The organism is Micromonospora sp. NPDC023869 (genome assembly GCF_055559695.1).
Map to the genome: position 1 here is coordinate 324,198 of NZ_JBVHKD010000005.1, position 13,473 is coordinate 337,670.

The following is a 13,473-nucleotide window of genomic DNA, read 5'->3' on the forward strand; positions in this document are numbered from 1 at the left end:
TCCGGCAGGCGTGCCCCGCGCCGGCCGGGAGGAGCATGGCGGATGGACCGCAGACGATTGACAGCCATCGGTGTCGTGGTGGCGGCGCTGGGCGCGGCGGCGGCGGTGGCCCTGCCGTCCTTCGCCGGTGACGGCAGCGCGCCGAGCGCCGCGCCGACCGGTCAGGCCGTGGAGGGCGCCGACGCGGAGGTGGTCGAGGCCATGCGTCGCGACCTGGGGCTGGACCAGGCGCAGGTCGCGGCGCGGCTGAAGACCGAACGCTGGGCGAGCGGGGTCGTCGACCAGCTCCGGTCGGACCTCGGCGGGGACTACGCCGGTAGCTGGCTGAGCGCCGACGGCGGCCAGCTCAACGTCGCGGTCGCCGACGAGGCACAGGCGCAGCGGGTACGCGCCACCGGCGCGGTGCCGAAGGTCGTGGAGCGCGGCGTCGGGCAGCTCGACGCGATCAAGACCCGGATGGACCGGACCGCCGGGCGGGCCGAGAACGTCTCCGGCTGGTACGTCGACGTCGCCACCAACAGCGTGGTGGTGCTCGCCGCTCCGGGTGCCGAAGCGGCCGGCTGGCGGTTCGTGGCCCGTGCCGGCGTACCCCGCCAGGCGGTCCGGATGGCCACCGAGGAGCAGCCGCGCCTCTTCGCCGACGTCCGTGGCGGCGAACCCTTCTTCGTCGGCGCCGGCCGCTGTTCGGTCGGGTTCGCGGTGGTCGGCGGCTACGTGACCGCCGGACACTGCGGCCGGGTCGGTGCCCGGACCTCCGGTGCCGACGGCGAGTTGCAGGGCGTGTTCCGGGCCTCGTCCTTCCCCGGCGACGACTGGGCTTTCGTGCAGGTCAACCAGAACACCCGGGTGCTGCCCGAGGTGACCGACTTCCGGGGCGGCATCGCCCGGGTCGCCGGTTCGCAGGAGGTGCCGGCCGGATCGTCGATCTGCCGGTCCGGCTCCACCACCGGCGTGCGCTGCGGCACCGTGCAGGCGCGCAACGCCACCGTCCGCTACCCGGAGGGTCTGGTCAGCGGTCTGGTCCGGACGAACGTCTGCGCCGAGCCCGGTGACTCGGGCGGTTCGTGGATCTCGGGCAACCAGGCGCAGGGCGTCACCTCCGGCGGCTCGGGCGACTGCGTACGCGGTGGCACGACGTTCTACCAGCCGGTCAACGAGATCCTGCAACGTAACAACCTGACGTTGCTCACCACGCAGAACTTCGCCACGTTGGGCAGTCGACGCTGATCTCCTCCTTCGGCCCGGTCGGACGCGTCACGTCCGGCCGGGCCGTCGCATGTCCGCTCAGGGCAGGGCGGCGACCGCCTCCGCGTACGCGACCCCGGTGCGGACCGCCGCGTCGACCAGCACCGTGACCTGTGCCGGGGCGACCCCGTACGCCAGGTCGGTGGTCACCTCGCCGGCCAGCACCAGTTCACCCTCGCCCGGATCGTGCACGTACGCGCTGGGCAGCAGCCGGTCGCGGTTCCACCCGTTGCAGAACGCGTACGCCTCGGCGCGCCGGGCGGCCGGCAACCGCCGACCGGCGACCACCCGGGCGTGCAGGATCTCTCCGCGTTCCCCGGCCCGCCGGAACTGGATCACCGCGTCGCCCCAGCGCCCGAGCACGGTGCCGGTCGGATCCAGGGCGTACCCGTCACCCCTCCGGTCCAGCGCCTCGGTGATCATCCGTACGGTCAGCGCGCCGATCTCGTCCACCGCCGGACCGGCTCCGCCGCCCGTCAGGACCGTTCCGGCCTCGGCCTCGGTCCCGTCGTCGGTGGACCCGGCCGGCGTGGCGTCGCCGGGCCACGGCTCGTCGTCCGGCTCGATCCCGTCCTCGCCGGGCAGCGGCACCGGCTCGGCCAGTGGGCGTTCGGACAGCCAGGCGGCGATCCGGCCGGACTGGTGCCCGGTGCCGTTGCGGGCGTCGAAGCTGCCGGCCAGGGCGGTGGCGACGGCGAGCAGTTCGGCGCCGAGCGCGCTCACCGTGACCTGCGCGGCCGGCCGTCCCCGGTAGGCCGGTCGGCGTACCGGGTGGTCGCCGTCGGCGGCGGCGCGGACGCAGACCAGCGCACCGGCGGCGGTGAACTCCATCACCGACCGGTCGTCGTGCGGCTGGTCGAGCCGGGGCAACTGCTCGACCAGGATCGCCAGCCCGCGTCCGAGGTGCCCGCCGAGGGCACAGAAGCGCAGGTGGGTGGCGAGGTGGCCGAACCCGTCGGGCTCGACCCGGTGCCGCCGGTACGCGCGCACGTGAGCGCCGGCGGCCCGGTGCGTCTCACCGGCCCGCAGCCATGGCAGCAGTGCCCCGGTCAGGGCCGCTTCCGGCTGGGCGGTGCAGCCGCCCGGACCGTCCAGGACGGACGCGACGACGGCGAGCGCCTCGGTCCAGTCGCCCCAGCCGGCGAGCAGGTCGGCCTGGCGTACCGGCAGGCAGTCGGGACATCCGGCGGCCGGGTCGGCGGACGCGGCCTGCCACCGGCGCAGCCAGTGCCGGGCGGCGGGCTCGTCGCCGAGGTGGTCGGCGATCCGGCAGCGCACCTGCGCCACCACCGCGTCCGCGTCGTCCCCGACGGCCGCCAGCACTCCGGGGTCCGTGCTGGTGCCGAGCAGGTGGGCGGCCTGGTCCAGGCCGATGCGGGGGGTGCCGAGCAGGGCTTCGGCGGCGTACCGGCGGTAGCGGCGCAGCGTCTCGTCGTCGGGGCCGCCGGGGAGCGACCGGGCGCGGGCGGCGGCGTCGAGGCAGCGTCGGACGGGCTCGAACAGCCGCCACCGCTCGCCGCCGCGCAGGTGCGTCTCGACCAGTTCGGACCAGGCGGCCCGGGCGGTGGCGGTGTCACCGGCGGCCTCGGCGAGGGCGGCGACGCGTTCCAGTTCGGCGATCCGCGCCTCGCCGTCCGGCCTGTCCCGGGCGTCGTGCAACGCGTCGGCGGGCCGTTCGCCGGGGACCGGCCCGGTGGTGGTCCGGCTGCGCTGGCGGCCCCGTCCGGGACCGGTCGGCCAGCCGGTCACGACCGCTCCGACCCGACGAGTCGGCCGACCTCGGCGGCCAGCCGGCGACCGGTGGAGATGCCCCGGTCGAGCAGCCGGTCGAGCTGGTGCGGGGTGACGCCGCGTTCCAGGTCGGTGATCACCTCGCCGCAGACCCGGGCCCGGCCGGCGTCGTCGACGTGCACGAACGCCTTGGGCCAGAACAGGTCGTGGTTCCAGGTGTTGCAGAACTCGTGCAGCCGGGGCACCTGGTCGACGCGGAACGCGGGCGTGGCGACGGTGCGTACCTGGAGAATCTCGCCGTCGTCCCCGGCGCGCAGGAACCAGATGTGGCCCTCGGCCCACCGGCCGACCAGCGCGGCCCCGTCGGCGGTGACGGGATGCCCTCGGCGCGCCAGCACGGCCGAGACGAGGTCGTGCGTCAACGGCCGCAGCGCCGACGGATGGCCGGCCAACGGTCCGTCCTCGAACTCCGGCGACGCCATCGGGCACCCTTCCCTGGGGCGAATATCACGGCATGCGGCGGTGGCCGCGCTGCGACACGCGGACGCGACCAGTAAGACCGGCGTATCCCGGGGCCCGCCGTTACGGTGATGCTATGGCGGGCCGTACCTCTCAGGCGAGCCGCCGACGCGGCGCGTCGCCGCGCGGTGGCACGAACAACAGTCGTGCCCGCCAACCGGCGAAGAAGACCCGGACGCCGGTCCGGCGTCGCACCACGGCCCGGGGACCGGGCCCGGCGGCGTACGTCGGCCGGGCGGTCCGTGCGGTGTGGATGGGTCTGGCGCACAGCGTCGGGTGGGCGGTACGCGCCACCGGCCGGCAGGCCGCCTCCGCCGCCGACATCGATCCGGAGCACCGCCGCGACGGCGCCGGGCTGCTGGTGATCGGTTTCGCCCTGCTCACCGCCGGTGCACTGTGGTTCTCCGGGGCCGGTCCGCTGGGCGCCCAGCTCGCCGACACGATCCGGCTGTTCCTCGGCGCCATCTCCATCGTGGTGCCGGTCCTGCTCGGCATCGGCGCGTGGCGGCTGATGCGGCAACCCGGCGACCCCGAGCACCGGGGACGGGGCCTGATCGGCTGGGGTTCCATGCTGGTCGCCACCGCCGCGATGCTGCACATCGGTCAGCAGCCGGCCGATCCGACCGAACGGGACTTCGCCGGTGGCCTGATCGGCGCGGGCGTGGGCAGTCTGCTGGAGCGCGCGGTCACCGCCTGGGTGGCCGTGCCGCTGCTGCTCCTGCTGCTGGTGTTCGGGTTGCTGGTGGTGACCGCGACGCCGATCAACAAGGTGCCCGAGCGGCTCGGCCTGCTGGCCGGGACCGTGATCGGCCGCACCGACGAGGAGGACGAGGCCGAGACGCCCGCCACGCCGCCGAAACGACGGCCGGCGAAGCGGACGCCTCCACCGATCGACCCGGACGACTTCGAGGACCTGGACGGGGTGGACCTCCAGGAGACCGTGGTGCTGCCACGCAAGGCGCCGTCCCGGGTGCCGGCCAGCCGCAAGCCGGCCGAGCCGCCGGAGCACTCGCCCGCGCCGACCCGGGCCGAGCAGCTCGCGTTGACCGGGATGGCCGGGGACTACACGCTGCCTCCGGCGAACATGCTGAGCAACGGTGCCGCACCGAAGAGCCGCAGCAAGGCCAACGACGAGGTGATCGCGGCGCTGACCGGCGTCTTCGACCAGTTCGACGTGGACGCGGCGGTGACCGGCTTCACCCGGGGCCCGACGGTGACCCGGTACGAGGTCGAGCTGGGCCACGGCGTCAAGGTCGAGCGGATCACCCAGCTCTCCCGCAACATCGCGTACGCGGTGAAGTCGCCGGACGTCCGCATCCTCAGCCCGATCCCGGGCAAGAGCGCGGTCGGCGTGGAGATCCCGAACACCGACCCGGAGAACGTGGCGCTCGGCGACGTGCTGCGGTCGCGGGCGGCCACCAGCGACCACCACCCGATGGTGGTGGCCCTCGGCAAGGACATCGAGGGTGGATTCGTGGTGGCCAACCTGGCCAAGATGCCGCACATCCTGATCGCCGGTGCCACCGGCGCGGGCAAGTCGAGCTGCCTCAACACGCTGCTCATGTCCATCCTGACCCGGGCCACGCCGGACGAGGTGCGGCTGCTGCTGATCGACCCGAAGCGGGTCGAGCTGACCGGCTACGAGGGCATCCCGCATCTGGTCACCCCGATCGTGACCAACGCGAAGAAGGCCGCCGACTCGCTGGAGTGGGTGGTCCGCGAGATGGACATGCGCTACGACGACCTGGCGGCCAACGGGGTCCGGCACATCGACGACTTCAACCGTAAGGTCCGCAGCGGCGAGATCAAGGCGCCGCCGGGCAGCGAGCGGGAGATGCGCCCGTACCCGTACCTGCTGGTGATCGTGGACGAGCTGGCCGACCTGATGATGGTCGCGCCGCGCGACGTGGAGGACTCGATCGTCCGGATCACGCAGCTCGCCCGGGCCGCCGGCATCCACCTGGTGCTCGCCACCCAACGCCCCTCGGTCGACGTGGTGACCGGTCTGATCAAGGCCAACGTGCCGTCCCGCCTGGCGTTCGCCACCTCGTCGCTGGCCGACTCCCGGGTCATCCTGGACCAGCCGGGCGCGGAGAAGCTGCTCGGGCGCGGCGACGGCCTGTTCCTGCCGATGGGCGCGTCGAAGCCGGTGCGGATCCAGGGCGCCTGGGTCACCGAGCGCGAGATCGTCGACGTGGTGAAGTTCTGCAAGGACCAGCGTGAGCCGGAGTTCCGCTCGGACGTGCTGACCGCCGCCCAGGAGAGCAAGAAGAAGATCGACGAGGACATCGGCGACGACCTGGACCTGCTGGTGCAGGCGGTCGAGCTGGTGGTCACCTCGCAGTTCGGCTCCACCTCGATGCTCCAGCGCAAGCTGCGGGTCGGGTTCGCCAAGGCGGGTCGCCTGATGGACCTGATGGAGACGCGGGGTGTGGTCGGACCCTCCGAGGGTTCCAAGGCCCGCGACGTGCTGATCAAGCCGGACGAGCTGGAAGAGGTCCTGGACGGCCTGCGGGGCGCGGAGGGCTGACCCCGGTACCGCCGGGCTGACCCGTCGGCACCGCCCCTGCCGGCCGACCGACACACGAGGAAGGGCCCGCCGGACGTCCGGCGGGCCCTTCCTCGTGTGCGGTGTCGCGGATCAGCTCGCCAGCGCTGCCGCGAGGACCAGGTTGAGCAGGATCGCGGCCACGCCCGCCCCGGCGGCGTACCAGCCGAGCGGCTTGTCGCCCTGCACCGCGCCGGCGACCCCGAGCCCGACGGCGACCAGGCCGAACAGCAGCGGGAACAGGAACAGCGCGAGACCGGCGAAGACGAAGCCCGCGATCGTGCAGATGCGGGCGGCGTTGGTGCGCGGGCGGGTGCCGGCGTGCATGTTGGCCATGATCTCCTCCGGTGGTCAACTCGTCGTTGATCGGCAAGTACCCATGCCGGGGTGCCGTCCAAACAGCACGCCGGGACACGGATCAGTGATAGACCTTGAGCCCGACCACACCGGCGACGACGAGCAGCAGGCAGAGCAGCCGGGGCACGCTGGCCGACTCGCCCAACGCGAGCATGCCGACCAGGGCGGTACCGGTCGCGCCGATGCCCACCCAGATCGCGTAGCCGGTGCCGACCGGGATCTCGCGCAGCGCGTACGCCAGGCCGGCCATGCTGAGCACCAGCGTGACCGCGAAGATCGCGGAGGGGACGGGTCGGGTGAAACCGGCGCTGCGGTCCAGGGCGATCGCCCACGCCGTTTCGAGAAGTCCGGAGATCACCAGTGCGATCCAGGCCATCGGGTCACCTCTTCAGGGCCGCCCGGGCCACCGGGGCGCCGGGACGAGTCGGGTCCATCACGCGGGGCGTCTTGGCTCACCGGGTACGCCCACGACTCGTCCGGGACGACCACGCGGGCCGTCGGGACCGACCGTAGCACCGGACGCGGTGGACGGCCCGGGTGAGAACGCTCACCGGGGGTGGACCTCAAGGTGACTTCAACTTGCATGATGGCGGGCATGACGGTCCTCATCTGCGACCCGGAGGTCGCCGCCGCGCTGGACGCCGCGACCACCGTGGACGCGATGCGCCACGCCCTGCTCGCCGCGTACGAGGGACGACTGGTGGCCCCGCCCCGGGCCGCCGCGCCGCTGGGCGGGGGCCGGATGGTGCTGACCGCCGGGCACCTGCGCGACGAGTGGTACGGCTACCGGTCGTACGACACCTTCGGGCACCCGGGCGCCGAGCAGGTGGTGGTGCTGCACGACGGGCGTACCGGGGTGGTGCGTGCGGTGGCGGTGGGGGAGGAGTTGGGCTCGCGGCGGACCGGTGCGATAGGTGGGGTCGCGGTGGACGCGCTGGCCCGCCCGGACGCCGCCACGCTGGGCGTGATCGGTGCCGGCCGGATGGCCTGGACCCAGGTGTGGGCCGCCGCCGCGGTACGACCGCTGCGCGAGGTGACCGTGCACAGCCGCTCGGCGGCCCGCCGGGAGGCGTTCGCCGCCCGGGTCCGCGCCGAACTCGGCGTCCCGGCCCGCGCGGTGGACACCGTGCGCGGGGCCACCCGGGACCGGGACGTGGTGGTGCTGGCCACCACGTCCACCACGCCGGTGCTGACCGCCGCCGACGTCTCCCCGGGTACGCACGTCAACGCGGTCGGCTTCAAGCAGTGCGACCGGGCCGAGTTCGGCACCGACCTGCTGGACGCCGCCGCCGTGCTGGCCAGCGACTCCCCCGAGCAGGCCGGCGCGTACGTCCCGCCGATGCTCGCCGCCCAGCCTCCGTACGCCGGCCGCCTGCGCGACCTGGGCGCGGTGCTGGCCGGCACGGCACCCGGCCGCACCGACGCGGACCAGATCTCGGTCTTCTGCTCGGTCGGCCTGGCCGGCACCGAGGTGTTCCTGCTCGACCGCCTGGTCTCGGTCCTCGCCCCGGCCGCCTGACGTCCGGCCCTGCGATGCCCGGTCGGTCGGCGCGCACCCTGCCCGGTCGGCCCGAGCCCGCCCGGCCCGTCCGTGTCCGGTGGGGCGGGGGCCGGCCGGGCTGTCGGTCGGGGGCCGGTGGCCCGGTACCCTCGGATGGTGTCTGCCACCTCTCCTGTCGACGACTCCCAGGCGGCGCGTCCGGCGTCGCCCCGCGACCCGGAGCAGCCCGCCGACGGCCGCCGGGTCGCCCTGCTGACCCTGGGCTGTGCCCGTAACGAGGTCGACTCGGAAGAGCTGGCCGCCCGCCTGCACGCCGACGGCTGGCAGGTGACCACCGACGGCGAGGGCGCCGACGTGGTGGTGGTCAACACCTGCGGCTTCGTGGAGAAGGCCAAGCAGGACTCGATCCAGACGCTGCTGGCCGCCGCCGACACCGGGGCCAAGGTGGTCGCGGCCGGCTGCATGGCCGAGCGGTACGGCCGGGAGTTGGCCGACAGCCTCCCCGAGGCGCAGGCGGTGCTCAGCTTCGACGACTACCCGGACATCGCGGCCCGGCTGGACGCGGTCGTCGCCGGGCGGGAGTTCGCCGCGCACACCCCCCGTGACCGGCGGGAACTGCTGCCGCTGACCCCGGTCGCCCGGCGGGACAGCGCGGTGTCGCTGCCCGGCCACGGCACGGTGGCCGAGGTGGACGAGCACACGCCCGCACACCTGCGTCCGGTGCTGCGTCGCCGCCTGGACAGCGGCCCGGTGGCCTCGCTCAAGCTGGCCAGCGGCTGTGACCGGCGCTGCACGTTCTGCGCGATCCCGGCGTTCCGGGGCGCGTTCGTCTCGCGTACGCCGGACGAGCTGCTCGCCGAGGCGGAGTGGCTGGCCAAGGGCGGTGTCCGCGAGCTGGTGCTGGTCAGCGAGAACTCCACGTCGTACGGCAAGGACCTGGGCGACCCCCGCGCGTTGGAGAAGCTGCTGCCGCAGCTCGCGGTGATCGACGGCATCGTCCGGGTCCGCGTCAGCTACCTCCAGCCGGCCGAGACCCGGCCCGGTCTGGTGGAGGCGATCGCCACCACGCCCGGCGTGGCGCCCTACTTCGACCTGTCGTTCCAGCACTCCAGCGAGCCGGTGCTGCGCCGGATGCGGCGTTTCGGCTCCACCGACCGCTTCCTGGAACTGCTGGCCTCGGCACGGGCCCTGGCCCCGGAGGCCGGCGCGCGGAGCAACTTCATCGTCGGCTTCCCCGGTGAGACCCGCGCCGACTACGACGAGCTGGTCCGCTTCCTCACCGAGGCCCGGCTCGACGCGATCGGGGTCTTCGACTACAGCGACGAGGACGGCACCGAGGCCGCCGGACTGCCCGGCAAGGTCTCCGCCGCCACCATCAAGCGGCGGTACGACAAGCTCAGCGCCCTCGCCGACGAGCTGTGCTCGCAGCGGGCTGAGGACCGTCTCGGCGCCACAGTCGAGGTGCTGGTCGACTCGGTCGACGGCGGCGTGGTCGAGGGGCGGGCCGCACACCAGGCGCCCGAGGTGGACGGCTCGACCACCCTGGTCGCCCCGGACGGCGGCGGGGTCGACCTGGCCGCGCTGCGCCCCGGTGACCTGGTCCGGGCCACCGTCACCGACACCGAGGGCGTCGACCTGGTCGCCGTACCCGATGAGATGATCTCGGCGGCGCCCGGCGCGACACGGTGACCGCCGACCAGGACGAAGCGGGAGAGCGACCAGGTGTGCTGCCGGGGAACGCGCCGATGACCGGGGCGACGGAGTCCACCCCGCTGCCCGTGGTGGCCCGGGTGGTCCCGGTGGTCAACGCCGCCAACGCGCTGACCGCGCTGCGGCTGCTGCTCGTACCGGTCTTCGCCGCCTGCGTGGTGGTCTCCGGCATGACGCACGCCGGGTGGCGCAGCGTCGCCTGCGTGATCTTCGTGGTGGCCTCGGCGACCGACCTGGTCGACGGCTGGATCGCCCGCCGGTTCTCGCTGGTCACCGCGTTCGGCAAGGTGGCCGACCCGATCGCGGACAAGGCGCTCACCGGCGCCGCCCTGCTGCTGCTCTCCTGGTATGCCCAACTGCCCTGGTGGGTGACGGTGGTCATCCTCGCCCGCGAGTTGGGCATCACCGCGCTGCGTTTCTGGGTGATCCGGCGCGGGGTGATCGCGGCGAGTCGAGGTGGCAAGGTCAAGACGGCGCTCCAGATCCTCGCCATCACCTGGTACCTCTGGCCGATGCCCGACGGCCTGGCCGCCATCGGTCCGTGGATCATGGCGGCGGCGGTCGTGGTGACGGTGGTCACCGGGTTCGACTACATCGCACAGGCCCTGCGGCTGCGGCGGACCCGCTGACCGTTCGCCCCGGCGGTGCGGCGAGTAGACCGCCCGCTTGTCGGGAAGGATGCAGGGCGTGGGTGTCAGAGAAGGCGAAGGACAGATGGGCAGCGCGGCGGCCGGTGTGGTGCACCGCCTCACCGAGCGGCGGGAGACCCTCGCCACCGTCGAGTCGCTGACCGGTGGACTGCTGGCCGCCACGATCGTGGAGGTGGCCGGGGCGAGCGCGGTCTACCGGGGCGGGCTGGTGGTGTACGCGACCGAGCTGAAGGAGCAGCTCGCCGACGTACCGGCGGATCTGCTGGCGGCGCGCGGCCCGGTGGACGGCGACGTCGCCGCCGCCCTGGCCGAGGGCGGGCGGAAGCGCTGCGGTGCCGACTGGGGCCTGGCCACCACCGGGGTCGCCGGGCCGGAGCCGCAGGACGGCAAGCCGGTCGGGCTGGTCTACGTCGCGGTCGCCGGGCCCCACGGCAGCGAGGTACGCGAACTCCACCTGGACGGTAGCCGGGACCACATTCGGGGCGAAACGGTCACCGAGGCGCTTCGGATGGTCGCCGCCCACGTGCAGAAGGACGTCGCCGCCGCAAGCTAGGAGGGCGGGGCGGGATGTCGCGGCGGCCCGCAACGGGTACGGTTGCGGGAAAGCTCCGACAGTCGGAGCCGGTGCGCACCACCGGGCCGGCGGCCGGGCGAACTGTGTCCCTCAGGGGAGGTGCGATGGTCCTGCTACGCCGGGTGATCGGTGACGCACTACGGGCGCGCCGGCAGGGGCAGCACCGCACGCTGCGCGAGGTCTCTTCCGCCGCCAACGTCAGCCTGGGCTACCTGTCCGAGATCGAACGCGGCCAGAAGGAACCCTCCAGCGAACTGCTCGCCGCGATCTGCGACGCGCTCGGCGCTCGCCTGTCCGAGCTGTTGCGCGAGGTCAGCGACACCGTCGCCCTCGCCGAGCAGCTACCGGGTGTGCTGGTGCCGGTGCAGGACGAGCCGGCCGAGGCGACTCCGGTCGGCGCGACGGCGGTGCACAAGTCCACCGGTCGACCCGTACGTCAGGTCAGCTCGGACGGCTCCGTCGCGGTCGCGGTGCGCCAGGAGTCCCCGCTCAAGGCGACCCTGCGCAGCACCCGGGTCCGCTCCGCCGAGCGCACCGAGCGGGACGTGGTCTGCGCCGCCTGAGCGTGTTCCACACCGCGTGAGCCGCCGGCTGATGGTCGAGGTGGCGACCGCCGCGTAGGGTTGATCGCAGCGTCCCCCTCGCGCCGGTACGGATGCCGTGCTGGCGCTCGGCTGGGACGATGGACCCACCATCGCCGGTGGCCGAGCTGGGCCGGCCGGACATGGCGGTTGGCGCAGCGACGTGACTGAGGGGATACGGCGGAGATGGCGAACCCGTTCGTCAAGGGTTGGAAGTACCTGATGGCGCTCTTCGGCGCCCGAATCGACGAGCACGCCGATCCCAAGGTGCAGCTCCAGCAGGCGATCGACGAGGCGCACCGGCAACACCAGGCGCTCGTGCAGCAGGCGGCCGCGGTGATCGGCAACCAGCGGCAGCTGGAGATGAAGCTCTCCCGGCAGATGTCCGACGTCGAGCGGTTGCAGAGCAACGCCCGGCAGGCGTTGGTCCTCGCCGACCAGGCGCGCGCGAAGGGCGACGAGACCGAGGCCGGCCGCTACGAGCAGTCCGCGCAGACTCTCGCCAGCCAGCTCGTCTCCTCCGAGCAGGCCGCCGAGGACCTCAAGACCCTGCACGACCAGGCGCTCGCCGCCGCCGGTCAGGCCCGCCGGGCGGTCGAGAACAACTCGATGATCCTCCAGCAGAAGCTCGCCGAGCGGGCCAAGCTGCTCAGCCAGCTCGAGCAGGCCAAGATGCAGGAGACCGTGGCCTCCTCGCTGGAGTCGATGTCGGCGCTCACCGCCCCCGGCAGCACGCCCAGCCTGGACGAGGTCCGCGACCGCATCGAACGCCGCTACTCCACCGCCATGGGCCGCGCCGAGCTGGCCGGCAACTCGGCCGAGGGCCGGATGCTGGAGATCCAGAAGGCTACGCTGGACGTGGCCGGGTCGGCTCGACTCGACCAGATCCGCGCCAGCATGGCCGGTGAGCAGCTCGGCGGCACCGCCGACCAGAACGCCGTCGGTGGCGGCCAGCAGCAGGCGGCACAGACCAACGACCCGGGCGTGGCCCGTCTCGACGAGCTGCGGGCCAGCATGAACCGGGATCGCAACACCGGCGACGCCAGCGCCGCCGGCTGAACCGAGGCGTCAAGGAGACGACGGTGGCAGCAGACGAGCGCACCCGCTACTTCCGCCGGCTGGGCAAGCTCCGCCGCTCCGCCCGCCGGTGGAGCGTGCTGGCCGGCGGGCTCGGCGGCGCCACCGTCATCCTGACCCCGTACGCCGGCATCGGCCTCGCCGACGCCTTCTGGGCCGCCGCCGCAGGCGCCTCCACCGCCTTAGCCGCCTGGCGCTGGGTGGACCTGCGGGCGCTGTCCGCCCAGCCCGCCCCACCCGCCCTCGACCCCGCCCAGGCCGCCGCCCGCAGCCGCGCCCGTCTGGTCGCCGCCGTCGAACGGCTACCGGTCGGGGCCGGGGTGGTGGCCGAGGTGCGCCGGGCGCGGTCCCGTGGCGCTCTGCGCGGCACCAGCGCGGCCCAGCCGTGGGAACGGCTGGACCGGGCGGCGTCGACCCTGGCGTCGATGGGCGGCCGGCTGACCGGCTTCGCCGAACCCGCCGTCGCCGAGGCCGTCGTGGCCGAGCAGTCGCTGCGCGAACTGGCGAACCGGGTGGCGAGCGTGGAACGCGCGGTCCGCCTGGCGCCCCCGGACGCGCGTCCCGCGCTCACCGAGGCGCACGAGGCGCTGACCGGGCAGTTGGACGCCGGTGTGGGGGCGTACGAGCGGCTGGTCGTGGCGGCAGCCGGTTACCTGGCCGAGGAGTACCGGCCGACCAGCGAGCACCCTTCGGCGGCGCGGCTGACCGAGGCCACGGACATGCTGCACGGGTTCGCGTCGGCGCTGTCGGAACTGCGGGCCGTAGGCCGCCCCGCCACCACCTCCTGACCGCTGGACCCCCGTCGTCGGCGGTCCGCGCCGGTCGGACCCGTCTGTCCGGGCTGGTCACACGTCTCGTCGTCGCCCGGGTGCCACGCTGATGCCGCTGCGCCCGTGCACGCTCAGGTACGTTGGCCTGTCGATCATGGAGTCGGGGTTCGTCGCGTGCGGCAATTCGGGCGGTCGGCCATCAGGCCGTCG

General features: G+C 74.0%; 13 protein-coding genes and 1 riboswitch. Of the genes, 9 read left to right on the forward strand and 4 right to left on the reverse strand.

The annotated features are described in order from the left end of the window. Positions 1–42: 42 nt before the first annotated feature. Positions 43–1,227 (forward strand): S1 family peptidase, encoded by a 1,185-nt coding sequence (locus tag ACZ31C_RS17670; RefSeq protein ID WP_396745245.1) that lies wholly within the window; start codon positions 43–45, stop codon positions 1,225–1,227. Between the two features lie 57 nt (positions 1,228–1,284). Here the strand turns inward: ACZ31C_RS17670 and ACZ31C_RS17675 are convergent, their stop codons facing one another. Both ACZ31C_RS17675 and ACZ31C_RS17680 read right to left on the reverse strand, forming a co-directional pair. After that, complete coding sequence (locus ACZ31C_RS17675) at positions 1,285–2,994, reverse strand: YbjN domain-containing protein (RefSeq protein WP_465796180.1); 1,710 nt, start codon at positions 2,992–2,994, stop codon at positions 1,285–1,287. Next, positions 2,991–3,458 carry a type III secretion system chaperone family protein gene (locus ACZ31C_RS17680; protein WP_465796181.1) on the reverse strand — a complete coding sequence of 156 codons (468 nt, stop codon included), beginning with the start codon at positions 3,456–3,458 and terminating at the stop codon, positions 2,991–2,993. The genes ACZ31C_RS17675 and ACZ31C_RS17680 overlap by 4 nt, the downstream gene beginning before the upstream one ends. A 113-nt stretch (positions 3,459–3,571) precedes the next feature. Between ACZ31C_RS17680 and ACZ31C_RS17685 the strand changes: the two genes are divergently transcribed. Further along, entirely contained in the window at positions 3,572–6,025 is a 2,454-nt protein-coding gene (locus ACZ31C_RS17685) for an FtsK/SpoIIIE family DNA translocase (protein WP_465796182.1), read from the forward strand. Between the two features lie 111 nt (positions 6,026–6,136). Here ACZ31C_RS17685 and ACZ31C_RS17690 read toward each other — a convergent pair whose 3' ends face one another. After that, a complete protein-coding gene (locus tag ACZ31C_RS17690; protein WP_131057160.1) occupies positions 6,137–6,379 on the reverse strand; it encodes a hypothetical protein in 243 nt (80 codons plus the stop codon). A gap of 82 nt (positions 6,380–6,461) precedes the next feature. Then, positions 6,462–6,776, reverse strand: a complete 315-nt coding sequence (locus tag ACZ31C_RS17695) for a DMT family transporter (RefSeq protein ID WP_350693802.1) — start codon at positions 6,774–6,776, stop codon at positions 6,462–6,464. 60 nt (positions 6,777–6,836) lie between these two features. Further along, a riboswitch (guanidine-III (ykkC-III) riboswitch) is annotated at positions 6,837–6,902 on the reverse strand. Positions 6,903–6,995: 93 nt separating this feature from the next. On the opposite strand from ACZ31C_RS17695, the gene ACZ31C_RS17700 reads away from it, so the two are divergent. The 7 genes from ACZ31C_RS17700 (at position 6,996) to pspM (ending at position 13,281) form a co-directional block, all read left to right on the forward strand. After that, positions 6,996–7,919: an ornithine cyclodeaminase family protein gene (locus ACZ31C_RS17700; RefSeq protein ID WP_465796183.1), complete on the forward strand. Its 924-nt coding sequence runs from the start codon at positions 6,996–6,998 to the stop codon at positions 7,917–7,919. Between the two features lie 135 nt (positions 7,920–8,054). Then, the gene (gene rimO / locus ACZ31C_RS17705; RefSeq protein WP_465796184.1) at positions 8,055–9,590 is read left to right on the forward strand and encodes a 30S ribosomal protein S12 methylthiotransferase RimO; all 1,536 of its coding nucleotides are present in this window, start codon (positions 8,055–8,057) and stop codon (positions 9,588–9,590) included. A gap of 56 nt (positions 9,591–9,646) precedes the next feature. Beyond that, a complete protein-coding gene (pgsA, locus tag ACZ31C_RS17710) occupies positions 9,647–10,240 on the forward strand; it encodes a CDP-diacylglycerol--glycerol-3-phosphate 3-phosphatidyltransferase (protein WP_465796185.1) in 594 nt (197 codons plus the stop codon). Positions 10,241–10,289: 49 nt separating this feature from the next. After that, positions 10,290–10,814: a CinA family protein gene (locus ACZ31C_RS17715; protein WP_465796250.1), complete on the forward strand. Its 525-nt coding sequence runs from the start codon at positions 10,290–10,292 to the stop codon at positions 10,812–10,814. A gap of 125 nt (positions 10,815–10,939) precedes the next feature. Next, entirely contained in the window at positions 10,940–11,398 is a 459-nt protein-coding gene (locus ACZ31C_RS17720; protein WP_131057730.1) for a helix-turn-helix domain-containing protein, read from the forward strand. Positions 11,399–11,602: 204 nt separating this feature from the next. Then, on the forward strand, positions 11,603–12,475 hold the full coding sequence (locus tag ACZ31C_RS17725; RefSeq protein WP_350693812.1) for a PspA/IM30 family protein: 873 nt from the start codon (positions 11,603–11,605) through the stop codon (positions 12,473–12,475). A gap of 23 nt (positions 12,476–12,498) precedes the next feature. Next, positions 12,499–13,281, forward strand: coding sequence for a phage shock envelope stress response protein PspM (gene pspM / locus ACZ31C_RS17730; RefSeq protein WP_465796186.1), 783 nt, complete (start codon positions 12,499–12,501; stop codon positions 13,279–13,281). Positions 13,282–13,473 lie beyond the last annotated feature (192 nt).

Excerpts from the sequence above, each read along its gene's own strand:
- rimO (WP_465796184.1), top strand. The coding sequence starts at position 8,055 with ATGGTGTCTGCCACCTCTCCTGTCGACGACTCCCAGGCGGCGCGTCCG.
- ACZ31C_RS17715 (WP_465796250.1), top strand. The coding sequence starts at position 10,290 with ATGCAGGGCGTGGGTGTCAGAGAAGGCGAAGGACAGATGGGCAGCGCG.
- pgsA (WP_465796185.1), top strand. The coding sequence starts at position 9,647 with ATGACCGGGGCGACGGAGTCCACCCCGCTGCCCGTGGTGGCCCGGGTG.
- ACZ31C_RS17720 (WP_131057730.1), top strand. The coding sequence starts at position 10,940 with ATGGTCCTGCTACGCCGGGTGATCGGTGACGCACTACGGGCGCGCCGG.
- ACZ31C_RS17670 (WP_396745245.1), top strand. The coding sequence starts at position 43 with ATGGACCGCAGACGATTGACAGCCATCGGTGTCGTGGTGGCGGCGCTG.
- ACZ31C_RS17680 (WP_465796181.1), bottom strand. The coding sequence starts at position 3,458 with ATGGCGTCGCCGGAGTTCGAGGACGGACCGTTGGCCGGCCATCCGTCG.
- ACZ31C_RS17685 (WP_465796182.1), top strand. The coding sequence starts at position 3,572 with ATGGCGGGCCGTACCTCTCAGGCGAGCCGCCGACGCGGCGCGTCGCCG.
- ACZ31C_RS17695 (WP_350693802.1), bottom strand. The coding sequence starts at position 6,776 with ATGGCCTGGATCGCACTGGTGATCTCCGGACTTCTCGAAACGGCGTGG.
- ACZ31C_RS17700 (WP_465796183.1), top strand. The coding sequence starts at position 6,996 with ATGACGGTCCTCATCTGCGACCCGGAGGTCGCCGCCGCGCTGGACGCC.
- ACZ31C_RS17725 (WP_350693812.1), top strand. The coding sequence starts at position 11,603 with ATGGCGAACCCGTTCGTCAAGGGTTGGAAGTACCTGATGGCGCTCTTC.
- ACZ31C_RS17690 (WP_131057160.1), bottom strand. The coding sequence starts at position 6,379 with ATGGCCAACATGCACGCCGGCACCCGCCCGCGCACCAACGCCGCCCGC.